This is a genomic window from Rhizobium sp. S163 (assembly GCF_030380805.1).
GTDB lineage: Bacteria > Pseudomonadota > Alphaproteobacteria > Rhizobiales > Rhizobiaceae > Rhizobium.
This window is the reverse complement of the sequence record NZ_JAUDSA010000006.1, coordinates 120,033-141,994: the sequence shown is the minus strand read 5'-3', so window position 1 is coordinate 141,994 and position 21,962 is coordinate 120,033. Positions and strand designations below refer to the sequence as shown.

The following is a 21,962-nucleotide window of genomic DNA, read 5'->3' as shown; positions in this document are numbered from 1 at the left end:
GCCTTAGTCCTGCGCCAGGCGATTCTGGATGCGATCCGGAAACCCATGGCCGACGAAGACAACCAATCTGATACACCCACCAACCGGATGCAAAGCTGGGCGCGCAACTCGACCATCTATCGCCTCGGCCGGCAGATGATGACTGAAAAGCAGTTGTCCGATGCGATTTCGCGCAAGGCCAAACAGAAATTCGAGGATATATCGCAAGCCCAGGTGAGGGCGCTCGCCGATCTCGCGGTGAAATTCGGTTACGAGCAGGGCGGATTGAATGATGTCGCCTATGCCGAGATCAGCGTGCGCTCCGGCGTGCGCAGCGGCCGGTCAAAGCGGATCATGGCCCAGAAGCTCGCGATCAAAGGCATAGACCGCGAGACCGCCGTCATCGCGCTTGAGGGAAGCGACGATCTCGTGGCGGCGATCAACTTCGCCCGCAAACGCGCCTTCGGCCCCTTCCGGCGCGGGGAAGCCGACGAAAAACGCTATAACAAGGAAATGTCGGCCTTCGCCCGCAATGGCTTCGGTTTCGAATTGGGACGCTCGGTCCTCGCCATGAGCCGTGAAGAAGCCGAGACACTGCTCGACGAGCGACGATCGTAGACAATGGCGCCATCAGTTATGTCGGTTCGCGGCCCGCGCGCCTTACAAATGCAATGGGTGGCCGAGCGCCTTCAGCGCCGCTTCCTGAACTGCTTCGCTGCGTGTCGGATGCGCGTGAATCGTGCCGGCGATATCCTCGAGGCGGACGCACATTTCGATCGCAAGCGCAAATGCTGCCGACAATTCGGAAACGCCACGGCCGACCGCGTGAAGGCCGAGGACCAAATTGGTGTCGGCACGCGCCACCACCCGCACGAAGCCATCCTCGGATTGTGTGGTCATGGCGCGGCCATTGGCGGAGAACGGAAACTGGCCAAGCCTGACCTCGTAACCCTGCGCGCGGGCCTCTTCCGGTGACAGCCCGGCGCTGACGATCTCTGGGTCCGTAAAGCAAACGGCGGGAATGCAGCGTTTGTCGAAGCTTCGCGGCCGGCCGGCGATGATTTCTGCCACCATCTCGCCCTGCGCCATCGCCCTGTGTGCAAGCATCGGTTCGCCAGTAATGTCACCAATGGCGTAAACACCGCGCATCGAGGTGCGGCACCGGTCGTCAATGCGTAGATATGGCCCGGCGCGATCGAGATCGAGTTCCTCCAATCCCGCGCCTGATGTTTGTGGCCTGCGGCCGACAGTGACGAGTATCCTGTCAGCCGACAGCTTGACCTCGCGGCCGTCGGCTTGCTCGATGATCAGGCTTTCGCCGGCATCGGACAGCACCTTTGCCTTGGCCGCCAGATGAAGCTCGATGCCGCGCTCCTTCAGCGCCTTTGCTACAGGCCGCACGAGTTCGGCGTCATATTGCGGCAGGATCTGGCCCGTTGCCTCGACGATGATGACCGAAGAGCCAAGCTTGGCGAAGGCCGTGCCGAGTTCCAGGCCGATGTAGCCGGCGCCGACAACCACCAGTCTTTCCGGTACACTGTGCAATGCCAGCGCCTCCGTGGAGGAGATCACCCGTCCGCCGAACGGAAGCCCCGGCAGCTCAACCGGCTCGGAGCCCGTCGCGATCACGATATTCTCCGCGCGGATGAGCTGTGCGCCGGTCTCAGTCTCGACTTCCACCGTTTTTCCGTCGCGAAACCGCGCCCGGCCATGGACCTGCTTCACCCTTGCCTTCTGCAGCAAGGCGGCAACGCCACCAGTGAGGCGCCTGACAATCCCGTCCTTCCAGGCGATCGTCCTGGCGAGATCGATTGCCACGCCTTCGGCACGAATGCCAAGTGGATCTTGACCGCTCGCCATCCGCCGCGCGGCATCGAATTCGTCGGCGGCATGGATGATCGCCTTGGAGGGAATGCAGCCGATATTGAGGCAGGTGCCTCCAGGCTTTTCCATTTCGACGATCACCGTGTCGATGCCCAACTGACCGGCGCGGATTGCGCAGACGTAGCCGCCGGGCCCAGCGCCGATGACCAGCAATTTGCAGATGATCTCTTTCATGGCCCTCAGCCTTCGATGAAAATCAGCGCCGGCGTCTCAAGCAGCACGCGGATGCGCTGGATGAAGGTCGCGGCATCCCAGCCGTCGATGATGCGATGGTCGAAGCTGGAGGAAAGGTTCATCATCTTGCGCGGCACGAATTGCGCTCCATCCCAGGCGGGGCGGGTGGCGATCTTGTTGACGCCGATGATTGCGACTTCCGGGTGGTTGATGACAGGCGTCGAGACGATCCCTCCCAGTGCGCCCAGCGAGCTGATGGTGATGGTTGAACCCTTGAGTTCGTCACGCGTCGCGGTTCCATTGCGCGCCGCCTCCGCCAAGCGCGCCATCTCGCCGGCGCAGTCCCAGATCGTGCGGGCCTCAGCGTGGCGCACCACCGGCACCACAAGGCCCGCCGGCGTCTGCGCCGCGATGCCGACGTGAACGCCGCCGGAGCGAGTGAGGATGCCGGCATCGTCGTTGAAGGTGGCGTTTATATCCGGCTGATCGGCGACGGCCTTGACGATCGCCCGCATCAGGAAGGGAAGGATCGTCAGTTTCGGATGCTCCGGCTTGCGGTCCCTGTTCATCGTCGCCCGCAGATCCTCCAGCGCCGTCATGTCGATTTCCTCGACATAGGTGATATGCGGGATGCGCGAGGTGGAAAGCGACATCTTCTCGGCGATCCGCCGCCGCATGCCGGTCAGTTTGACCTCTTCGGTCGAGCTATTCCTGGCGAACGGGGCAGGGGCGGCGAGGGAAGACCCACCACGCGCGAGATAATGCTCGACATCTTCTCGCTGGATGCGCCCGTCCGAACGGGTCGGTGGCACTTGCCGGAGATCGACCCCGCTTTCGAGTGCGAACAGGCGCACGGAAGGCGACGCCAGCGGCTTTTCTTGTGGCGCGAGACTTGGTGTCGGGGACGGCAATGGCTTTGCACGCGGGGGCTGCAGCCGAGCGGGTGCTTCCTCGGCGCCGGACTGGGTCTTTGCCACAAGCGGCGCTGACTGATCGGGTGCCTTCGCATCGTCTCCACCCTTGCCGTCTGTCTCTATCCTCACCAACGGTGCCTTCACAGCCACGGTGTCGCCCACTTCCGCACCCAGCCAGGTCACCGTGCCATTGACCGGTGAGGGGATCTCGACTGTTGCCTTGTCGGTCATCACAGCTGCGATCACCATGTCCTCGCGAACCGGATCGCCAGCCTTCACATGCCACTCCACCAGCTCCGCCTCGGCCACGCCTTCTCCGACACCAGGCATCTTGATCGTGAACTCGCCCATCCTCACGCCTCCATGACTTCGCCAAGTGCCCGTCCGACGCGCGCGGGGCCGGGGAAATAGTCCCACTCTTGCGCGTGCGGATAGGGCGTATCCCAGCCTGCGACACGCACGATCGGCGCCTCCAGATGGTAGAAGCAATGTTCCTGGATCAGCGCTGCAATTTCGGCTCCGAAGCCCGAGGTCAGCGTTGCCTCGTGGACCACAACGCAACGGCCGGTCTTCGATACGGATTGAACGATGGTATCGAGATCGAGCGGCAATAGGCTTCGCAGGTCGACGACCTCGGCATCGACACCGGTATCTTCGACGGCTGCGAGCGCCACATGCACCATCGTACCGTAGGCTATGACAGTGACCCCGCTTCCAGCGCGACGGATCTCCGCCTTGCCGATCGGGATGACATAGTGGTCTTCGGGCACTTCACCCAGTTCGTGCTTCGACCATGGCGTAACCGGGCGCTCGTGATGGCCGTCGAATGGACCGTTATAAAGGCGCTTTGGCTCTAGGAACATCACCGGGTCCGGATCCTCGATCGCGGCGATGAGCAGCCCCTTGGCGTCGTAGGGGTTGGAGGGAACGACCACCTTCAGGCCGCACACATGTGTAAACAGCGCTTCCGGGCTCTGACTATGCGTCTGCCCGCCGAATATCCCGCCGCCCGTCGGCATTCTGAGGACGATCGGACATGTGAAGTCACCATTCGATCGATAGCGAATGCGTGCCGCTTCCTGTGTAATCTGGTCGTAGGCCGGATACATGTAATCGGCAAACTGGATCTCGACACAGGGCTTTAGCCCATAAGCCGCCATGCCGATCGCCGTGCCGACGATGCCGGATTCGCTGATCGGGGTGTCGAAACAGCGGGTTTTGCCGTATTTCGCCTGAAGCCCCTGCGTGCACCGGAACACACCGCCGAAATAGCCAACATCCTCGCCGAACACGACGACGTCATCGTCTCGGGCCATCGAGACATCCATGGCGCTGCGCACCGCCTCGATCATGGTCATGCGCGCCATATCAATACCCCGCTTTCTGCCGCTGGCGGCGGATATGCGGCGGCATCTCGGCATAGACGCCCTCGAAAATATCGCGCACCGAAGGCTTGCCGCCTGCATGCAGCGTTCCGTGTTCCTCGGCGCGCTTTTGCGCATCGATCACCTCGTCCAGGATCTCGGCCTCGGCCTGAACGTGACGCTCCTCGGACCAGACGCCCTTGAGAATAAGATGCTTCTTCAGCCGCAGCACGGGATCTCCAAGCGGCCATGCGTCGGACTCGGTTTTCGGGCGGTAAGCGCTTGGATCGTCGGAGGTCGAGTGGGCGCCGACCCGATAGGTGACATATTCGATCAGTGTCGGGCCAAGGTTGCGTCGCGCCCGCTCCGCCGCCCATCGGGCGACCGCATAGACGGCCAGATAATCGTTGCCATCGACGCGCAGCGCCGGGATGCCAAAGCCCAAGCCCCGGGCAGCAAACGTGCCGGAACCGCCGCGCGCAATACCCTGGAATGTGGAGATGGCCCACTGATTGTTGACGATGTTCAAGATCACCGGCGCCCTGTAGGTCGAGGCGAAAACGAGCGCCGAGTGAAAATCGGATTCCGCGGTCGAACCGTCACCGATCCAGGCGGCGGCGATGCGCTTGTCGTTCTTGATCGCAGACGCCATCGCCCAGCCGACTGCCTGGACATACTGGGTGGCAAGGTTGCCCGAGATGGTGAAGAAGCCGTGCTCCTTGGAGGAGTACATGATCGGCAATTGCCGTCCCCGCAGGGGATCGTTCTCGTTGGAGAAAATCTGGTTCATCATCTCGACCATTGGATAGTCGTCGGCGATGAGGAGGCCTGCCTGCCGATAGGTCGGGAAGTTCATGTCCCCCTTGTTCAGCGCCTTGCGCACGGCGCAACTAACCGCCTCTTCACCAAGATGCTGCATGTAAAAGGACGTCTTGCCCTGGCGCTGCGCCATCAGCATGCGTGCGTCGAAGGCGCGCAGCTTCATCATATTGCGCAACCCGGTCAAAAGCGCCTCGTCCGAGAGCAACCCTGCCCAGGGACCGACAGCTTCGCCCTGCTGGTTAAGCACGCGGATGATCGAGTAAGCGAGATCGCGAATGTCTTCGGACGCGACATCCACCTCCGGGCGCGGCACGGCGCCTGCCTTGGCGATCTTGACGTTGGAGAAATCGGGCTGACCGCCAGGGCGGACGGCGGGTTCGGGGACGTAGAGGCTCAGTCGTTGACTGTCTGGCATTTCCTGTGTTCCTCCTCCGCTCGCGTCGATCCTCTCCTCAGGGGCAACGCGGCGTATTCTCCCTATAGATTGCGGGCGATCACCATGCGCTGCACGTCACTCGTTCCCTCGTAGATCTGGCAAATGCGGACATCCCGGTATATGCGCTCGACGGGGTAATCGCTCATATAGCCGTATCCGCCGTGGATCTGGATCGCGTCGGAACAGACGCGCTCGGCCATTTCCGACGCAAAGAGCTTGGCCATCGATGCCTCTGAAAGGCAGGGCAGACCCGCCTCGCGTAGGCTTGCCGCGTGAAACACCAACTGCCGCGCAGCCTCGATCTGTGTTGCCATGTCGGCGAGGCGAAAGGCTAAGGCCTGATGCTCGACGATCGGCTTGCCGAACGCCGTCCGCTCGCGGGCGTAGTCGCGCGCTGCCTCATAGGCCGCGCGCGCCATGCCGACCGCCTGCGCCGCGATCCCGATCCGGCCGCCTTCGAGATTGGCAAGCGCGATCCTGTAGCCATCGCCTTCCTCGCCGAGGCGAAGGTCGGCGGCAACGCGCATGTCGTTGAAGGCGATCTGGCAGGTGTCGGAGGCATGCAGGCCCAGCTTGTGCTCGACGCGAATGACCTCGTATCCTGGTGTATCGGTCGGCACAATAAAAGCGGTGATGCCCTTCTTGCCTGCCGCCGCGTCCGTCACTGCGAAGACGATGATCACCTGACCGTTTTTGCCCGAGGTGATGAACTGCTTGGCGCCATCAAGCACGTAGTGATCGCCATCTCGTCGCGCGCGGGTGCGCAAATTGGAGGCATCCGAGCCGGCTTGCGGCTCTGTCAGCGCAAAGCCACCGATCCACTCGCCGCTGGCAAGCTTGGGCAGGAAACGCTGTTTCTGCTCTTCGTTTCCGAATTTGAGGATGGGAACGCAGCCGACGGAGCTATGGACGCTCATGATTGTCGAGCAGGGGCCGTCGCCGGCGGCGATCTCTTCGAGCGCGGCGGCGTAGGCAACCGTTCCCGTGTCGGAGCCGCCATAGGCCTCCGGCACCAGCATGCCGAGAAGGCCGAGTTCACCCATCTCCTTCAGTTCGTCGCGCGGGAAGCTGTGTGTGCGGTCCCGCTCGGCGGCCCCGGGTGCCAGTCTTTCGCGTGCAAAATCGCGCGCGACGTCCCGGATTTGGCTCTGCGTGTCGGACAAGATCATCAGCGCACCTCCCTTCTGCGCTCACTGACGCTCTATGGCGATGGCGGTCGCTTCGCCGCCACCGATGCACAGCGTCGCCATCCCGCGCTTCATCCCGTATCGCTCCAGCGCCGCAAGCAGCGTAACGATGACACGGGCTCCGGACGCGCCGATCGGATGGCCCAGTGCGCAAGCGCCGCCGTGGACGTTGACCTTGTCGTGGGGGATATCGAGATCACGCATGGCGGCCATCGGCACGACGGCGAAGGCTTCGTTGATCTCAAACAGATCGACATTCGATAGCTGCCATCCGGTGCGCTCAAAGAGCTTTCTCAACGCGCCGATCGGCGCCGTGGCGAATTCGCCGGGTGCCTGGGAATGTGTGGCGTGCCCGACAATGGTCGCGCGCGGTGCGATGTCGTGTTGGTCGGCCCGCGAGCGGCGCATCAGCACCAGCGCGGCAGCTCCGTCGGAAATCGAGCTCGCATTGGCTGCCGTCACCGTGCCGCCCTCACGGAAAGCCGGCTTCAGCCTCGGGATCTTGTCGATGCTGGCCTTGCCCGGCTGCTCGTCGTTACGGATTGTCGCTTCGGTTTTGCCTGACATGACCGAAACCGGCACGATCTCGCGATCGAAATAGCCAGCCTCTATCGCCTTCTGTGCCCGCGTGAGGGACGTAATGGCATAGGCGTCCTGCGCCTCGCGCGTGAATTGGTAGGCTTCGGCGCAGTCTTCCGCGAATGTCCCCATCAAGCGCCCCTTCTCATAGGCATCCTCGAGCCCATCGAGGAACATATGATCGACTACGCGCCCATGACCGAGCCGATAGCCGCCACGAGCGCGATCAAGTAGATAGGGCGCATTCGTCATGCTTTCCATGCCGCCCGCGATCACCACCGAAGCGCTGCCGGCGGCGAGCAGATCATGGCCGATCATCACGGCTTTCATGCCGGAGCCGCACATCTTGTTGACGGTGCTGGCGGCGGTAGAGAAGGGGAGGCCGGCGCCAATCGCCGCCTGTCGGGCCGGTGCCTGTCCCTGGCCAGCCGCAAGGACGCAGCCCATGATGATCTCATCGACACACTCAGCCGGGACTTGGCTTTGCGAGAACGCCGCTGCGATTGCCGGTCCTCCCAGCTGCGGTGCGGCCAGGGAGGCGAAGGCTCCCTGAAAGCCACCGATTGGCGTGCGTGCGGCGCCTGTGATCACAATCGGATCCTGCATCGTCATCGCGACCTCCTCCTCGAAGCCGGCATCGGGCTGTACCGTAGGCCATAACGAACTTGGCCCCGAGAAGACCAAACGTCGTCAAGCTGCACGGTTCTCCTCCCATGCATCATCTCGTGAATTGCACTTCGCCGCATCAACCTCCAGCAGCACGTCAGGCAATCAAGATAACGCAAAGTCTATGCGCGCTCTTCGTTGAAAGCGATGGCAAATTGTTGCGATGTTTATCGGCAGCGGGCAACGAAGTTGCCGGACGAATGGCTGGGTCAGACCGATCGTTGCGGCGCGGCTCAGCCGCGCTGTTGGAACGGGTTGAGCCTCGGATCCAGCATTATCGTCCCGCGATTCCGCCCTTTTCTCGGCCGTATCGGGCGAGCGACAGGTCGCTGACGTCGATATCTGCCTTTCGGCCACCGACGACATCCGTCAGCACCCGTGCGGAGCCGGTGCTCATGGTCCAGCCGAGCGTGCCGTGGCCGGTGTTGACGAACAGATTACGGATGTTGGTCGCGCCGATGACGGGCGTGCCATCCGGCGTCATCGGCCGCAGCCCGGACCAATAATTGGCGGCCTTCAGATCGCCGCCGGGGAAGAGATCGCTGACGGAATGCTCCAGGGTTCTCCGGCGCGCGGGGCCGAGGTCGTTCGTATAGCCGGAAATCTCCGCCATGCCGCCGACCCGGATACGGTCGCCCAAGCGCGTGATGGCAATCTTGTAGGTTTCGTCCATCACCGTGGACTCAGGCGCACGCGATGCATCGGTGATCGGGATGGTCAGGGAATAGCCCTTTACCGGATAAACGGGGAGCTTGATCCCGAATGGCTTCAACAGCAGCGGCGAAAAACTGCCGAGCGCCACGACGACGGCATCGGAGAAGACGGTGCCGGTATCGGTGACGACACCCTTGGCCTGTCCCGCCTCGATCACGAGGCCCTTGATCTGGCGTCCATAGTCGAAGGTGACGCCCATCGAAACGCACTTGGCGGCGAGCGCATTGGTGAATTTGAAGCAATCGCCGGTCTCGTCCTTGGGTGTCAGCAGGCCGCCGACGATCTTGTCGCTGACGTGGCGCAACGCCGGTTCCATACGGATGCAGCCCTCGCGGTCCAGCACTTCGTAAGGAATGCCGTCAGCCGCCAGCGCCTTCACATCCTTGGCCGATGCGTCGAGTTGCGCCTGCGTGCGGAAGAGCTGCAGCGTTCCCTGCATGCGCTCGTCATAGGCGATATCGGTTTCGGCGCGCAGCTCGGCGAGCGACAGGCGGCTGTAATCGGCAAGGCGCAGCATACGCGACTTGTTGATCGCGTAGCGCTCGGATGTGCAGTTGGCGAGCATCCTGATCATCCAGGAGATCATCGCGTAGTCCACCTTCGGACGGAGGACCAAAGGCGCATGTTCCATGAACAGCCACTTCAGCGCCTTCTGCGGAATACCCGGCGCTGCCCACGGCGAGCAGTATCCAAAGGACACCTCGCCAGCATTGGCGAAGCTGGTTTCGAGAGCCGGGCCGGACTGGCGATCGATAACGGTGACCTGATGTCCCGCCTTGGCCAGATAGTAGGCGCTGGTGACACCGATGACGCCGGCGCCGAGAACTGTGACTTTCATGCTTGCCCCTCTTATGTATGCTTTTTTATCAGATGTATTGGCGATGGTAGCGCTGGCCAAGCCCCGTGAGTATCTCATACGAAATCGTGCCGGCATCGCGCGCGATGTCCTCAAGGCTTTGATCGGCGCCGATCAATTCCACGAGGCTGCCGAGACCAATCGCATCTGCTGGAAGAGATGAAATGTCGATCGTCATGCTATCCATGGACACGCGGCCAACGATCGGCAGGCGCTGGCCAGCGAAATAGGCGGCGCCACGCCCGCTGAGACTTCTCGGCAAACCATCGGCATAGCCAGCGGCGAGCGTCGCAAGCCGCATCTCCGACGGGGCCCGGTAAGTGCCGGCATAGCCAACCAGCGCGCCTTCAGGCACGGTGTGCGTCTGGACGACGCGGACGCTCAGTTGAACAACCGGCTTCATCGGATTGGCAATGCGATCGCTTGCCGCGCCGCCATAGAGCGCGATCCCCGGCCGCACCATGTCGCCACGAAAGTCAGAGCTGAGGAGAATGCCGCCTGAATTGGCAAAGCACAGCTTGGCCTGCGGAAAGCGGGCCGCGAGACCCTGCATGACGGCAAGCTGCGCGGCGTTCTGCGGGTTGTCACTCTCATCCGCGCTGGCCAGGTGGCTCATGATGAATTGCACGTCGATATTGCGCAGCAATGTAGGGCCTTGCGCAAGAACCGATGCATCGTCCAAGCTCAGGCCGAGGCGCGACATGCCGGTATCGAACTGAAGCACGGCAGACAGGGGTGCACCGCGCCGTTCGGCGGCGAGAGACCAGTTATGAAGCTGCGCCATCGAGTTGAGAACCGGAATGATCCCGTTTGCAGCCGCAAACTCTTCACCACCGGGCATGATCCCATTCAGAACAAAGAGCTTGGCATCCGCTGGCAAATATCGCTTGAGGTTTCTGGCTTCGACGAGGTGTGCCACGAAGAAGTGGTGGCACCCTTCGATAGCCAGTGCCCCGGCGACGCGATCGGCTCCCAGGCCATAAGCATCCGCCTTGACGACAGCGCCGCAAATCGATGGCGCGACTTGGTTTGCGAGGAGCCGGTAATTCGCCGCAAGCGCGCTAAGGTCGATCGTGAGAAGACCGGACAACGCGCGCTCACTGAGAGTATTTGCGATGGCAGCGTCCATCATGATCCCCTTTGATTGTTGCCATGAAGATAGCGAAACAATCGAGCAATTTCCTGGTGATCAGCATTGCGATATTGCAATCGGTCAATGATTGCGAAATTATCGAGCGTCAAAAGAGGAATTATTGCGCATGATCTTGGATGCGATCGATCGTAACATTGTCCGGCAACTCAGATTGAATGCGCGCATCGCCTACACAGCACTTGCAGCCGAAGTCGGTCTTTCTCCATCAGCATGTCTTCGACGGATCGCAAGACTGGAAAAATCCGGCCATATCAGGGGGTACACGGCCCTGATCGGTACCTCCGACAGCGACGATGCGCTTGCAGTGATCGTCAATATCACGCTCGATCGACAGACCGAGGAACACCTGAACAGGTTCGAGGCGGCCATCCGCCGTTATCCAGAGATCCAGGAGTGCTTCCTGATGACGGGCGGTTCGGATTATATTCTCAAGGTCGAGGTCGAAAGTGCGCGCGATTTTGAGCGGATCCACAAGGATATCTTATCGACTTTGCCTGGCGTCGCACGTATCCATTCGAGCTTCTCTATCAGGGACGTGTTGAAGCGGGGACCAAGAAGGAGCTCATCGGGATGATGCCTTCAGGTTGCAGCGCAGGCGCGGCACCGGCGTGATGGGCCAAAGGCCAATTCGCAAGAGTTGGGGGAGGAAAATTGCGACCCCGTAGTGTGGTCGAATGCGAAAACAACTGAAGCTTTTGTCGATAGGTGGCTGATTTGCCATCATGTGAAAAGATGCCGTCTAATTTGGCAGGTGGCTGTAGTCGGGCTCCTGAGCCACTCTCGTGTGAAAACGCTTTGCTCGTTTGGGTAGATCCTTGCACACGCCGCGCATACATATTAATGGCTTTCGCGGTTGGCAAAGACGTGTGTCCAGCGAGAAACCTATAGCAAGTTTGGCGCCCGATGGATGCCCCAGGAGACCACTGTGCGTGAACGCCAGCAGACTGACAGCGCAGCTGACGACCAAACGCGCCGATCCGCAACAGGCGAGACCTTGTCTCGGCTGCAAATCGTGTCCTACGTCATCAATCTCGATCGCTCCATCGACCGCTGGCAGCATATAAAGAGCCAGGCTGAAGAATTCGGCCTTGATGTGCAGCGTATCGCAGGCGTCGAGATTGATGCGGCGAGCACCGCGCAATGGCGAGACTACGACCGAGCCGGTTTTGTTCGCCGCAATGGCCGTCCGATGCTGCCGCAGGAATATGGTTGCTATCTCGCCCATCTAAAGGCGCTTGAAGCGTTTGTCGAAAGCGCGGCGGAGTGCGCAATCATTATGGAAGACGACGTCAACCTCAGCGGCGACCTCGTTTCTCGTGGCTATAGCGCACATAAGGCTGCGCCATTTGCTGACGTGCTGAAATTATTGAACCATCGTGTCGTCTGGTTTCGACCCGTTGCCCGATCCGTCGACGGCGATATCGTCGGTAAATGCCTGTTCGGACCACAGGGGTCGGCGGCATGCTATCTCGTGACCCGAGCGGGCGCGCAAAAACTCGTCGACGCTCTCAAGGTCATTACATGCCCGTTCGACATAGCGCTGGAACGCGGTTGGGCAACCGGCGTTGAAGTCTACACCCTCAAACACGATCTGATCTCCCTGTCGGTTCGCTCCAAGGAGAGCCAGATCGCCGATCGCGCGCGGTATCGATCAGTGAAGCTGCGCGGGCTTCGCAAAATTCCAACTCATGTCTGGCGCACGCTGGAACTCCTTCGCCGTGTACGGTACGCAGTTTCATGAGCCATTTTCTCCGAGCCAGTTTTTGCCGTAGCATCCAATGTCGGCCGCTATTGCCAAACCCGTCACAATCGAGCCAGCGCCATGTTTGACAATTACGTGCAGCAGGTTCTTGCCTTGCCCCGGCCAGCCAAGCGCGTCATCGCGCTGCTTTTTGATGCCTGTCTATGCATCATAACGGTTTGGATTGCATTCTGCTTCCGCTTCAACGACTGGTACCTGCTCACGGGTGTGCAGTTCTGGACGATCCCGGTATCGCTCGTCATCGCGCTGCCGTTGTTCATCACCTTCGGTCTTTACCGCGCCATCTTCCGTTTCATGGGCTGGGCCGCCTTTTCGACAGTCATCAAGTGCGTGCTGATCTATGGCGCCGTCTACATGGTGATCTTCACGGTCATCAGCGTGCCGACGATCCCTCGAACTGTCGGCATATTGCAGCCGATGCTGCTGTTGCTCGCCGTTGGCCTTTCGCGCTTCGTGGCACGCTACTTTCTCTACGATGCCTATAGCGAAATTCTCGGCGAGGCCGCGCCGATCCGGACCCTGGTCTACGGCGCCGGCTCGCAGGGGCGACAGCTGGTCAGCGCCTTGGGCCATTCGGCCGAGTTCAAGGTCGTGGGCTTTCTTGATGATGATCGCGGCCTAAAAGGAATGTCGCTCAACGGGGTGAAGATCTATAGCCCTCAAAACATCGAGAAGGTGTGCGCGGATCTCGAAGTCAAGACCGTTCTTCTGGCCTTGCCACAGATCGAGCGGGGCCGGCGCAACGAGATCATCGAACGCTTGCGTTCGGCACGCGTTGCCGTTCGCACCGTCCCCGATATCAGTGCATTGGCAACCGGGCAGGCGCAGCTGACCGACCTCCAGGACCTCGATGTCGAGGACCTGTTGGGCCGTACCGCGGTGTTGCCGAACACCGCCTTGCTGGAGCAAAACGTCGCCGACCGCATTGTCCTGGTCACCGGTGCTGCAGGCTCCATCGGCAGCCAGCTGTGCCGCGAGATCGCCAAACTGCGTCCCAAGGCGCTTCTGCTTCTGGACCAGAACGAGTTCGGCATCTACTCACTTCAGGGCGAGCTTGCCGGCGAAGATGCAGAACCGCCATTTCCGATCGTCCCGCTGCTTGCCGACGTGTGCGATGAGCACCGCATCAGCACGATCATCCAGACATGGAAGCCTGCGACCGTCTATCATGCGGCCGCCTACAAGCACGTGCCGCTGGTCGAGCAAAACCCTGCCGAAGGCGTCAAGACGAACGTCTTTGGTACGCTTACGGTCTCCAGGGCAGCTCTCGCCGCCGGCGTCGAGCGCATGATCCTTGTCAGCACGGACAAGGCGGTGCGGCCGACCAATGTGATGGGTGCGACGAAGCGCCTGGCCGAAATGATCCTGCAGGCGCTTTCCGAGGAGCACGGGAACACGACCTTTTCCATGGTGCGCTTCGGCAATGTCCTGGGTTCATCGGGATCCGTCGTGCCGCTCTTTCGCCAGCAGATCAGCCGCGGTGGCCCGATCACGCTGACGCATGAGGAGATCACACGCTTCTTCATGACCGTTCCCGAAGCCGCCCAGCTCGTCATCCAGGCTGGTGCGATGGCATCGGGCGGAGATGTCTACCTGCTCGACATGGGCGAGCCGGTCAAGATCATCGATCTTGCGCGCCGTATGGTCGAACTCTCCGGGCTGACGGTTCAGGACGATCTGAATCCGGGCGGCGACATCGCGATTGTAACAACCGGTCTGCGTCCCGGCGAGAAGCTCTACGAGGAGCTGCTGATCAACGACAATCCCGAAGTCACGGACCACCCGAAGATCCGGCGCGCGCGCGAACTCTTCCTTGGCTGGTCGCAACTGTCCGGAAAGCTCGACGCGCTCGCGCAGCTTGCACGCGATGGCGATGCAAGGCGTCTGAAGGAAGCTTTGAGCGATCTGGTGCCGGGATACAGTCCCATGGAGCGCGTCGTGGATCTCGTTGCCCTCAGGCAGGAGGTTTCCAGGTGAGGGCCTTCGTCTTGCCGATATGCCTGCTGCGCTGGAGGCCGTCATGTTTCTCGTAACCGGTGCCTCTGGCTTTGTCGGTCAGGGGCTTTTGCGCACGTTGCAGCAACGCTCCATTCCGTTTCGTGCAACGAGCAGGCGGGGCGGTGATGGGCTGTTCGCCGTCGCCGACATTGATGGCGCGACCGACTGGTCGGCTGCCCTTGAAGGGGTTGATGTCGTCGTCCACCTCGCTGCCGTCAATCAAAACGTCGTCGAAGGCTCGCCGGCGGTTCTTGCGCAGTATCGGTCCGTGAACGTTGAGGGCACGATCAATCTGGCGCGCCAGGCAGCGGCGGCGGGCGTAAGACGGTTCGTGTTCTTAAGTTCAATCAAGGCGAACGGCGAGGCAACGACCAGAGGCGCGCCGTTTACAGCGACGGCCACACCCGACCCGCAAAGTGACTACGGTCGAACGAAGCTCGAAGCCGAGCGGTTGCTGCTTGCCCTTGGCGCCAGCTCGACAATGCAGGTCGTCGTCATCAGGTCGCCGCTCGTCTATGGACCCGGCATGCGTGGAAGCTTCCAGGCATTGGTGCGGCTCGTGCAACGTGGCCTGCCACTGCCCTTCGCCTCGATCGATAATCGCCGCTCGATGGTCTATCTCGAGAACCTGACCGATCTTATCGTGACTGCCGTAAACCACCCGGATGCGGCGGGGGCAACATTCATGGTTGCTGACGCCAAGAGCCCATCGACACCAGAACTCGTGCGCATGATTGCCGCGGCATCCGGCTCGTCGGCCTCGCTGCTGCCGTTTCCTCCAGTGCTGCTGGAACTTGCTGGTAGTGTTGCTGGAAAACGCGAACTGGTTCATCGCCTGACACGCTCGCTTGAAGTCGACACTCTTGAAACCAGGCGGTTAGGCTGGACGCCGCCGTTTTCGATGGACGAAGCACTGGTTCGAACGCTTGGCCCGGCAACGAGCGCCAAGGCCCCGCAACCCTTTAAGGACTGACATGACAAGCAAGCTCGACCAGGGGATCAAGAGGGCGTTCGATTTCTGTGCGGCAGCCGGTGGGCTCGTCGTTTTGTCTCCCGTCTTGCTTGTGCTTATCGTCATGGTCCGGCGTTCGTCGCCTGGCGGCGCATTGTTTCGTCAAAAAAGAGTGGGCCGAAACGAATTGCCATTCACCTGCCTAAAGTTCAGGACCATGGCCGCCGGCACGCCTGATGTGGGCTCCCATGATGCGGCCGAAGCTTGGATCACGCCGATCGGCAAGACGCTTCGCGCCTACAAGCTCGACGAATTGCCGCAGCTCGTCAACGTCTTGAAGGGCGAGATGAGCCTGGTTGGCCCGCGCCCATGCCTGCCGAGCCAGCCCGATGTCATCGCGGCCCGCAGAGCCCGAGGCGTATTTGCTGTTCGCCCCGGCATAACCGGTCTGGCGCAGATTGCCGGCATCGACATGTCGACCCCCGAGCGACTTGCTGCGGCAGACGCCGAATACGTCAAGACCGCCAGCCTTTGGAATGACATCGCCATGATCCTCGGCTCCGTGATGGGCAAGGGAAAAGGCGACGCAGCGCGGAAATAGCTGTTGGCGTCGACGAGCGGTTTCGTCGCTCTATCGCGCGGTCTGCTCACAGAGTTCGCGAAGTAACTAGCCTGCGGCTGCCTGCAGACCCGCTAGGTTTTCCTGCGCTGGCCGCAAGCGCAGATTGCACCAACAGGCAAAGGCTGATGTCACGAGCGCAAGACTTTCTCCGATCGCCAGCCTGTTGTTGGAGTTGCTGAGAAGGGTGAGCGCGAAAAAGAAGATGCAGACAAGATAGGCGTGCATGGCCGCACGCGGGATGATGCCCTGGCGACAGGCCTTGCAGACGGAGACAATGAAGCTCGCCAGGATAAGCGCCATGACGACGGCCCCGAACAGACCAAAGCGCACCAGTATCTCCAGATATCCATTGTGTAGCAGCGTATAGGAAACGTGGGCGTAGCGTGTGTGCTGCCAGCGCTCGAGCCATTCGTTGCCCCAGCCGAAGATCGGTGCGGAGGAGAAGAGCTCCCAACCGTTCGACCAGAGCTGCAGGCGCTCGTCCATTGCAACAGGCGTCGTGTCCGACTGAATGGTCTGCGTGATCGTCTCTGCGTGGTTCGAGCTGCCCAGAACACCAGAAAAGAGCAACGTGGTTGCCTTGATCGTTGGGCCGGCAGTCTGATCGAGATTATGGCGCACAGCGTAGATTCCAACGCCAAGCAGCGCAATCGCGCAGGCCATCACCAATCCGCCGCGCGCGCGCACCTTGATGTATCGCATGCCGACAATGGCGAGAACCGGCAGTGTGAACGCCATGGCGAGCCAGACGCCCTTGGACTTGGCGCCATAGATTGCGATTACGCATAAAACCAGAACAAGCGGTGATACCACATAGGCTAGCCGGGCGAACCGACGATCGGCATTAGGGGTTGTCAGGTAGTGCAAAAGCCAAAAGGTCGACATCACGAAAATCAGGCCACAGGCGACTGCGCCGTGGATCTGGTTGTTCATGACGAGTGGGCGCACGGCGACACCGGTGGTAATCGTGCCAATCGTCAACGCCACCGTAACGGCAAGCATGGCAACAGCGACGACGAAAAATGCCGCGATGATCCTTTCCATCTCGCCCTCATAGAGCGCGAATGCGACCCCGAGGATCGGGAAGAACAAGGGAAATGCAAAGAGCCAGTCGGATCCGCCCATATCATGATGTTCGGTCGTGAGGTAGATGAACGCAAAGCGTGCCAGAACATAGAGTGCCCAGCCCATGCACAGCCAACCCAGCCAGTTCGTGCGGGGACGCAACGGCTCCCTCACATAGTAGACCAGTGCAATGATCGCCAGGATCGCACAAGCGTAGCGATAGGTGTCGCTCTCCACAAGAAGGGCAGACGATGCGAGCACCCATAAAAGGCCGCCAAAGATTCTAAGAGTCGGGCTCATGGCTGCGCTTGAGGCGCGAAACGAAATGTTCAAGATGTCTACTTCTGCCCGCGCGCGAGTTCCCGTGTCAATGTCGATGGCCGCTCACCGAAAACATGACGGGCACCGACGCCTGTTGCAAGCGCGGTGCGTCAAATTACCAAGTCGATATTTACGAAAAAAGTGTGGCCGACAAGCCGCTCGTGCGACAGTTCACCGCAAAAGCTTTGTCACCGTGCAAAGACAGCTGAGCGCGCGCAATAACGGCTGACCCTTGCACGCGCCCCACAGCTACATGCATTCGATTGATTCAGTGTGTCGCCGCCCGATTAAGCTTGGAAATGCTCAAGATGTAATCGTCGGCGATGTCGGCGATGGCCATAGCGATCTCCGCGGGTGAATACTCAACCTGCTTTTCGTCGAAGATCATCTGATGGACTGCTTCCTCGATCTGCTGACGGCAGGCCGACAATCGCTCGGAGTGGTTTATCTCAATGGCAGGTATCTGCATGACGTTTTTCCCCATATACTGCGCCAAGTCCGTTTTGTGTTTGCTTCAATTCTAGAAGTCGCCCACCTGACTTCGACCAAGCGCATGCCCCGATCTTAAGGCGATAGTATAGAGGGGTAAGTCCAGCAGCTCACGTGAAATCGACGTGACACCAGTTAAAGTGGTTTTTGAAGAAAATACGCCCTTGTGATGTGGCGGAAGCAAGCCTTTGCGACGTGCTTGTGGATAGTTTCTACAACATTCGGACAGGTGTCGAAAGTTTCTTGGGTATCTCTTTACTTTTGGTTGCATTTTTCTGCGGCAGCTTCATTATGCACCTGCATTTCTATTGTTGCAGGCGAGGGACGCCATGAAGGCGAAATCGACGAACGCGATCGACGGCTATGTGGGCGAACGGGTTAGGCTGCGTCGCAAGATGCTCGGCATGAGCCAGGCCAGCCTTGCCGAAGCGTTGGGCATAACATTCCAGCAGATCCAGAAATATGAAAAGGGCATCAATCGCATCGGCGCCAGCCGTCTTCTGCGAATGGCGGAGATTTTTGGCGTAACCGTCGGATATTTCTTCGAAAACGGCACCTCCAGTGCCGGTGAAGACGGCAGCCGTCCGGAGACGGACGCAGTCGCCGCTTTCATGGCCTCGAAGGAGGGGGTGGCGCTCGGCAAGGCCTTCATCGCCATCGAAGACCCGAACGTGCGGCAGAAACTGCTCGCTTTGACACGCAGCCTCGGCTCGTCTGGCATCGTGATCAATGATCGCGACGGCTTGGACCAGACGGAGCACGAAGGCACCTAGAAACATGCGCCAATCGCCCGTGTGCGTGATGATGCGAGTGGTTGTCGGCCTGTCTTTTTTTGGGTGACTGGCACTGACCTCAATCATCGAACCGCCAAGCTATTCGGATCGGATCATCTCAGCGCCGGCGACGCTGGCGCGCGTCACCCCGCTTCTGGCGCAATTCGGCATCACGCGCGTGGCCCGCCATACCGGGCTTGATCATATCGGCATACCTGTATGGTGCGCCTACGCACCGAACGCGCCCTCTGCTGTCGTGGCACAAGGAAAGGGGCTGTCAGACGTTGATGCACGCGTTTCGGCAATCATGGAGGCGCTCGAACGGGCTGTTGCCAGCCGACCGGCGGTGTCGACATTTCGCGCCACCGTCCAGGAATTGCGCGAAAACGGTCATCCACTGACAACGCTCGAGTGTTTGATCGGCTTGCACCAAGCAGATATCGGTCCGCACGAGCCGGTCGAGTGGGTGAGAGGGCGCGAATTGATATCGGGCGGGATGATCCATGTCCCGTTCGAGGCTGTTATCTTGAACCGCACCAGACAAACGCGCTTTTGGATGTCGTCCGACGGATTGGCGTCGGGAAACACTATCGACGAAGCCATCTTGCATGGCATGCTCGAACGCATCGAGCGGGATGCATATGTGCTATGGCAGATCAGCGACGAGAGCGTCAGGCACTCCCGATGCGTGGACCCGGCATTGTTCTGCGACGATGTTCTTGATCGGCTGTTGGAGAGGATAAAATCCGCCGGCCTGGTCCTCAAACTGTTTGATATAACCAGCGATGTCGCCATTCCCTGTTTTACCGCCTTGCTCGGACCACGGGCCGCCCTGTCGGGCGCAGCTGTGCGTTTTGCCGAAGTGACGGGCGGAAGTGGTGCCCATCCATCAGCCGTGCGCGCAGCCGTGCGCGCGATAACCGAGGCAGCTCAGTCGCGCCTGACCTTTATCAGCGGCGCGCGCGACGACATTGCGCCGACAGCCTTTCAAGCGCTGCTGCCCGCCGAGCTGCGTGTCAGTTTCACGAGCAGACCGACCGTGCCCCCGCCACCGTCTGTTGCGAAGGGTCTATCCTTGCAGCAGTATCTGGATCATACGACGGACAAGCTGCGCGCCGCCCGGATCGCAACGGTGGCTGCTGTGCAGCTTAGTCACCCGGATCTTCCATTCGCCGTGGTCAAGGTGCTGATACCGGATCTGGAAAATCCAGACGGAAAGCGAGCCCGGCGTTTCGGCAATCGGGCTCTTTCGAGCGCCTTTCTTTTCTAGGTCTTCTATCCTGGCAGCTGCAAGGCAATCCCGCGAGATGACACCCTGAAGTTGTTTCACACTTTATTCACGGGCGCTGCGCGTGTCTCCGGCTTATGTTGCCCAGGATTGGCGGAGAGCAAAAATGAGTGCAATGCCTGAAGACCACGGGGATGATCACGGCGACAACGCAAGGTCGGCAGAGGATATCAAGGAGCTTGCGGCACTCGCGCGCCTTATCAGCTACGCGCGCGCTGCTGCGGAAGATGTCGAACTTGTCGGCGCAGTCCATTGGCTCGAGCTCGCAATGCAGGCTGTAAAGCGGGAAATTCTCGCCTCGCCGCACCTGGAGATCGTTGCGCCGCACCTTCCGACCGTCACGGACAGCCGAAGCACCCATTGATATTGTGAGTGATATTCGTGAGCAGGCACGGGCGATAGGCCCAGAATTAGCTGGGTTGTAGCACAGCTGTAGCAAGCATTTTCGAATAGATACACAAGGCGTTCGACCGGTTATAACCATTCATCTGATAATAGTTTGCAACACCACCTATCTGCCGCGACACGAGCCAAACCTGCAAGTAGCCTTGCTGGATCGCGGCACGCTCGACGTGGGTAAGTAGGGCCGTTCCAAATCCCATTCTCTGGTGCGATGGCGAAATTGCAATCTCTGCGACATACAAGCCGGTGCCGATTGCTGAGGTATGCGGTGATGCGAACGCAAAGCCAACGAGATGGCCCTGACAGAACGCGCCGAGCCTGATGGCGTCCGCGGGCGAAGACAGCTCGATGAGCCGCCTCCTGGCGTTCTCCATTGTCCAAGCCTCTTCCCATGGGGGCTCGCCATAGGCTTGAACCAGAATATTGGCGCCGCTCAGCGCCTCGGCCTGATCAATTCGTCTTACGCTGAACGCCATACCGAACCTTCTGCTGATCGATGCTCTTGTTGCGGCGACAAGATCAATTATGCACGAAGGATGCTTCAGATGTTGTGACTTCGACGTGACACATCCGGTGCTCCTCCGTTGTTGCTGGTCACTTTACTCTACGGAGAAGTTGGCTCTGAGCGGGCGTCTGTGCGCGCCCAAGCTGGCTTCGAAAAAACGATGTCCTGTGATTTACCTCTAGAGCCGTCCGGGCATCGCTCCGAGGTCGTGGCGGACGGTCATCTTTCGACCGACCGGTCGAAATGCGGCATCAAAGTCCGACGTGCTGGGAACGTCCAGATGTTGACTTTATCATTCAAGCATTCCAAATGGCTCCCTTAACTGATGATCTCAGACCGCTTGGAGAATGGACGAATGGCCGAACTAAAAGTGTATATCGGATGGGATTCCCGCGAAGATATCGCCTATCAGGTCGCTAAGGCTACCTTGCTTGAAAAGGCGTCTATCGATGTCGAGGTCCATCCTATCAAGCTGCAGGAGCTCGTTGATCAGGGTGTCTACACCCGTGAAGTCGATCCGCTTGCATCGACCGAGTTTACCTATTCCCGTTTCTTCACGCCCTGGCTGGCCAACTATAAAGGCTGGGCGCTGTTTTGCGACTGTGATTTTCTGTTCTTCGGGGATGTGGCGGAGCTGTTGCGCTACAAGGACGATACGAAGGCCGTTGCTTGCGTCCACCACGACTACACGCCCAAGGAAGGCGTGAAGATGGATGGCAAGGTGCAGACAAATTACCCCCGCAAGAACTGGTCCTCGTTCATGCTGTTCAATTGCGAGCACCCTTCCACCCGCCAGCTGACACCCGAGCTCGTTAATTCACAGACCGGTGCCTATCTCCACCGCCTGCAATGGGCCAAGGACAGTGAAATCGGCGAGATCCCGGAAGAGTGGAACTGGCTGGAGGGCTGGAGCACCAGGCCCTCGCAGGGTTTTCCAAAAGGCGTCCATTACACCAATGGCGGCCCTTGGTTCCATAACTGGCAGGACGTCGAATACGCGGATGTGTGGCTAGAAAAGGCTCGCGGGCTCGATCCTCATTTCGCACCTGTGTGATCG

The 21,962-nt window shown here is 60.1% G+C and carries 21 protein-coding genes; 10 read left to right on the top strand and 11 right to left on the bottom strand.

Translation table 11 applies throughout. The features are described from left to right. The first annotated feature begins 45 nt into the window (after nt 1–45). Entirely contained in the window at nt 46–597 is a 552-nt protein-coding gene (gene recX, locus QTL96_RS08425; protein WP_289727395.1) for a recombination regulator RecX, read from the top strand. 42 nt (nt 598–639) lie between these two features. Here recX and lpdA read toward each other — a convergent pair whose 3' ends face one another. The 8 genes from lpdA to alr all read right to left on the bottom strand — a co-directional run bounded on the left by lpdA (nt 640) and on the right by alr (nt 10,704). Next, on the bottom strand, nt 640–2,037 hold the full coding sequence (lpdA, locus tag QTL96_RS08420; RefSeq protein ID WP_289727394.1) for a dihydrolipoyl dehydrogenase: 1,398 nt from the start codon (nt 2,035–2,037) through the stop codon (nt 640–642). A 5-nt stretch (nt 2,038–2,042) separates the two neighbouring features. Then, nucleotides 2,043–3,302 (bottom strand): dihydrolipoamide acetyltransferase family protein, encoded by a 1,260-nt coding sequence (locus QTL96_RS08415; RefSeq protein ID WP_289727393.1) that lies wholly within the window; start codon nt 3,300–3,302, stop codon nt 2,043–2,045. 2 nt (nt 3,303–3,304) lie between these two features. Beyond that, nucleotides 3,305–4,318 (bottom strand): alpha-ketoacid dehydrogenase subunit beta, encoded by a 1,014-nt coding sequence (locus QTL96_RS08410; RefSeq protein WP_289727392.1) that lies wholly within the window; start codon nt 4,316–4,318, stop codon nt 3,305–3,307. 1 nt (nt 4,319) lies between these two features. After that, nucleotides 4,320–5,552, bottom strand: a complete 1,233-nt coding sequence (locus QTL96_RS08405; protein ID WP_289727391.1) for a thiamine pyrophosphate-dependent enzyme — start codon at nt 5,550–5,552, stop codon at nt 4,320–4,322. Between the two features lie 62 nt (nt 5,553–5,614). Beyond that, a complete protein-coding gene (locus tag QTL96_RS08400; RefSeq protein ID WP_289727390.1) occupies nt 5,615–6,742 on the bottom strand; it encodes an acyl-CoA dehydrogenase family protein in 1,128 nt (375 codons plus the stop codon). Between the two features lie 21 nt (nt 6,743–6,763). Next, complete coding sequence (locus QTL96_RS08395; protein ID WP_289727389.1) at nt 6,764–7,951, bottom strand: acetyl-CoA C-acyltransferase; 1,188 nt, start codon at nt 7,949–7,951, stop codon at nt 6,764–6,766. A gap of 328 nt (nt 7,952–8,279) precedes the next feature. Continuing rightward, entirely contained in the window at nt 8,280–9,557 is a 1,278-nt protein-coding gene (locus QTL96_RS08390; RefSeq protein ID WP_289727388.1) for a D-amino acid dehydrogenase, read from the bottom strand. A 28-nt stretch (nt 9,558–9,585) separates the two neighbouring features. Then, nucleotides 9,586–10,704, bottom strand: coding sequence for an alanine racemase (gene alr, locus QTL96_RS08385; protein ID WP_354669122.1), 1,119 nt, complete (start codon nt 10,702–10,704; stop codon nt 9,586–9,588). 130 nt (nt 10,705–10,834) lie between these two features. Here alr and QTL96_RS08380 point away from each other — a divergent pair, with 130 nt between their 5' ends. From QTL96_RS08380 to QTL96_RS08360, 5 genes are all read left to right on the top strand, one after another. Then, nucleotides 10,835–11,302, top strand: a complete 468-nt coding sequence (locus QTL96_RS08380; RefSeq protein WP_289727386.1) for an Lrp/AsnC family transcriptional regulator — start codon at nt 10,835–10,837, stop codon at nt 11,300–11,302. A 351-nt stretch (nt 11,303–11,653) separates the two neighbouring features. Continuing rightward, nucleotides 11,654–12,469 (top strand): glycosyltransferase family 25 protein, encoded by an 816-nt coding sequence (locus QTL96_RS08375; protein WP_112941995.1) that lies wholly within the window; start codon nt 11,654–11,656, stop codon nt 12,467–12,469. Nucleotides 12,470–12,550: 81 nt separating this feature from the next. Continuing rightward, nucleotides 12,551–14,467 (top strand): nucleoside-diphosphate sugar epimerase/dehydratase, encoded by a 1,917-nt coding sequence (locus tag QTL96_RS08370; protein WP_113200358.1) that lies wholly within the window; start codon nt 12,551–12,553, stop codon nt 14,465–14,467. A 43-nt stretch (nt 14,468–14,510) separates the two neighbouring features. After that, nucleotides 14,511–15,461 carry an NAD-dependent epimerase/dehydratase family protein gene (locus QTL96_RS08365; protein WP_289727385.1) on the top strand — a complete coding sequence of 317 codons (951 nt, stop codon included), beginning with the start codon at nt 14,511–14,513 and terminating at the stop codon, nt 15,459–15,461. 1 nt (nt 15,462) lies between these two features. Then, a complete protein-coding gene (locus QTL96_RS08360) occupies nt 15,463–16,041 on the top strand; it encodes a sugar transferase (protein WP_112819024.1) in 579 nt (192 codons plus the stop codon). Nucleotides 16,042–16,107: 66 nt separating this feature from the next. Here QTL96_RS08360 and QTL96_RS08355 read toward each other — a convergent pair whose 3' ends face one another. Further along, nucleotides 16,108–17,427, bottom strand: coding sequence for an O-antigen ligase family protein (locus QTL96_RS08355; RefSeq protein WP_289727384.1), 1,320 nt, complete (start codon nt 17,425–17,427; stop codon nt 16,108–16,110). A gap of 289 nt (nt 17,428–17,716) precedes the next feature. Next, nucleotides 17,717–17,932 (bottom strand): hypothetical protein, encoded by a 216-nt coding sequence (locus tag QTL96_RS08350; protein WP_289727383.1) that lies wholly within the window; start codon nt 17,930–17,932, stop codon nt 17,717–17,719. 334 nt (nt 17,933–18,266) lie between these two features. Here QTL96_RS08350 and QTL96_RS08345 point away from each other — a divergent pair, with 334 nt between their 5' ends. The 3 genes from QTL96_RS08345 to QTL96_RS08335 all read left to right on the top strand — a co-directional run bounded on the left by QTL96_RS08345 (nt 18,267) and on the right by QTL96_RS08335 (nt 20,362). After that, on the top strand, nt 18,267–18,710 hold the full coding sequence (locus tag QTL96_RS08345) for a helix-turn-helix transcriptional regulator (protein ID WP_289727382.1): 444 nt from the start codon (nt 18,267–18,269) through the stop codon (nt 18,708–18,710). Nucleotides 18,711–18,825: 115 nt separating this feature from the next. After that, on the top strand, nt 18,826–19,980 hold the full coding sequence (locus QTL96_RS08340; protein ID WP_289727427.1) for a YcaO-like family protein: 1,155 nt from the start codon (nt 18,826–18,828) through the stop codon (nt 19,978–19,980). 124 nt (nt 19,981–20,104) lie between these two features. Continuing rightward, nucleotides 20,105–20,362, top strand: a complete 258-nt coding sequence (locus QTL96_RS08335; RefSeq protein ID WP_289727381.1) for a hypothetical protein — start codon at nt 20,105–20,107, stop codon at nt 20,360–20,362. Nucleotides 20,363–20,408: 46 nt separating this feature from the next. Here QTL96_RS08335 and QTL96_RS08330 read toward each other — a convergent pair whose 3' ends face one another. After that, a complete protein-coding gene (locus QTL96_RS08330) occupies nt 20,409–20,876 on the bottom strand; it encodes a GNAT family N-acetyltransferase (RefSeq protein WP_289727380.1) in 468 nt (155 codons plus the stop codon). A 384-nt stretch (nt 20,877–21,260) separates the two neighbouring features. On the opposite strand from QTL96_RS08330, the gene QTL96_RS08325 reads away from it, so the two are divergent. Continuing rightward, nucleotides 21,261–21,959 (top strand): glycosyltransferase, encoded by a 699-nt coding sequence (locus QTL96_RS08325; RefSeq protein ID WP_289727379.1) that lies wholly within the window; start codon nt 21,261–21,263, stop codon nt 21,957–21,959. The last annotated feature ends 3 nt before the right edge of the window (nt 21,960–21,962 follow it).

What these genes read in the sequence shown, in the direction of transcription:
- QTL96_RS08415 (WP_289727393.1), bottom strand. Translation starts at nt 3,302, where the DNA reads ATGGGCGAGTTCACGATCAAGATGCCTGGTGTCGGAGAAGGCGTGGCC.
- lpdA (WP_289727394.1), bottom strand. Translation starts at nt 2,037, where the DNA reads ATGAAAGAGATCATCTGCAAATTGCTGGTCATCGGCGCTGGGCCCGGC.
- QTL96_RS08365 (WP_289727385.1), top strand. Translation starts at nt 14,511, where the DNA reads ATGTTTCTCGTAACCGGTGCCTCTGGCTTTGTCGGTCAGGGGCTTTTG.
- QTL96_RS08400 (WP_289727390.1), bottom strand. Translation starts at nt 6,742, where the DNA reads ATGATCTTGTCCGACACGCAGAGCCAAATCCGGGACGTCGCGCGCGAT.
- QTL96_RS08380 (WP_289727386.1), top strand. Translation starts at nt 10,835, where the DNA reads ATGATCTTGGATGCGATCGATCGTAACATTGTCCGGCAACTCAGATTG.
- QTL96_RS08325 (WP_289727379.1), top strand. Translation starts at nt 21,261, where the DNA reads ATGGCCGAACTAAAAGTGTATATCGGATGGGATTCCCGCGAAGATATC.
- QTL96_RS08410 (WP_289727392.1), bottom strand. Translation starts at nt 4,318, where the DNA reads ATGGCGCGCATGACCATGATCGAGGCGGTGCGCAGCGCCATGGATGTC.
- alr (WP_354669122.1), bottom strand. Translation starts at nt 10,704, where the DNA reads ATGGACGCTGCCATCGCAAATACTCTCAGTGAGCGCGCGTTGTCCGGT.
- QTL96_RS08350 (WP_289727383.1), bottom strand. Translation starts at nt 17,932, where the DNA reads ATGGGGAAAAACGTCATGCAGATACCTGCCATTGAGATAAACCACTCC.
- QTL96_RS08405 (WP_289727391.1), bottom strand. Translation starts at nt 5,552, where the DNA reads ATGCCAGACAGTCAACGACTGAGCCTCTACGTCCCCGAACCCGCCGTC.
- QTL96_RS08345 (WP_289727382.1), top strand. Translation starts at nt 18,267, where the DNA reads ATGAAGGCGAAATCGACGAACGCGATCGACGGCTATGTGGGCGAACGG.
- QTL96_RS08395 (WP_289727389.1), bottom strand. Translation starts at nt 7,951, where the DNA reads ATGACGATGCAGGATCCGATTGTGATCACAGGCGCCGCACGCACGCCA.
- QTL96_RS08360 (WP_112819024.1), top strand. Translation starts at nt 15,463, where the DNA reads ATGACAAGCAAGCTCGACCAGGGGATCAAGAGGGCGTTCGATTTCTGT.
- QTL96_RS08370 (WP_113200358.1), top strand. Translation starts at nt 12,551, where the DNA reads ATGTTTGACAATTACGTGCAGCAGGTTCTTGCCTTGCCCCGGCCAGCC.
- QTL96_RS08355 (WP_289727384.1), bottom strand. Translation starts at nt 17,427, where the DNA reads ATGAGCCCGACTCTTAGAATCTTTGGCGGCCTTTTATGGGTGCTCGCA.
- recX (WP_289727395.1), top strand. Translation starts at nt 46, where the DNA reads ATGGCCGACGAAGACAACCAATCTGATACACCCACCAACCGGATGCAA.
- QTL96_RS08390 (WP_289727388.1), bottom strand. Translation starts at nt 9,557, where the DNA reads ATGAAAGTCACAGTTCTCGGCGCCGGCGTCATCGGTGTCACCAGCGCC.
- QTL96_RS08335 (WP_289727381.1), top strand. Translation starts at nt 20,105, where the DNA reads ATGAGTGCAATGCCTGAAGACCACGGGGATGATCACGGCGACAACGCA.
- QTL96_RS08330 (WP_289727380.1), bottom strand. Translation starts at nt 20,876, where the DNA reads ATGGCGTTCAGCGTAAGACGAATTGATCAGGCCGAGGCGCTGAGCGGC.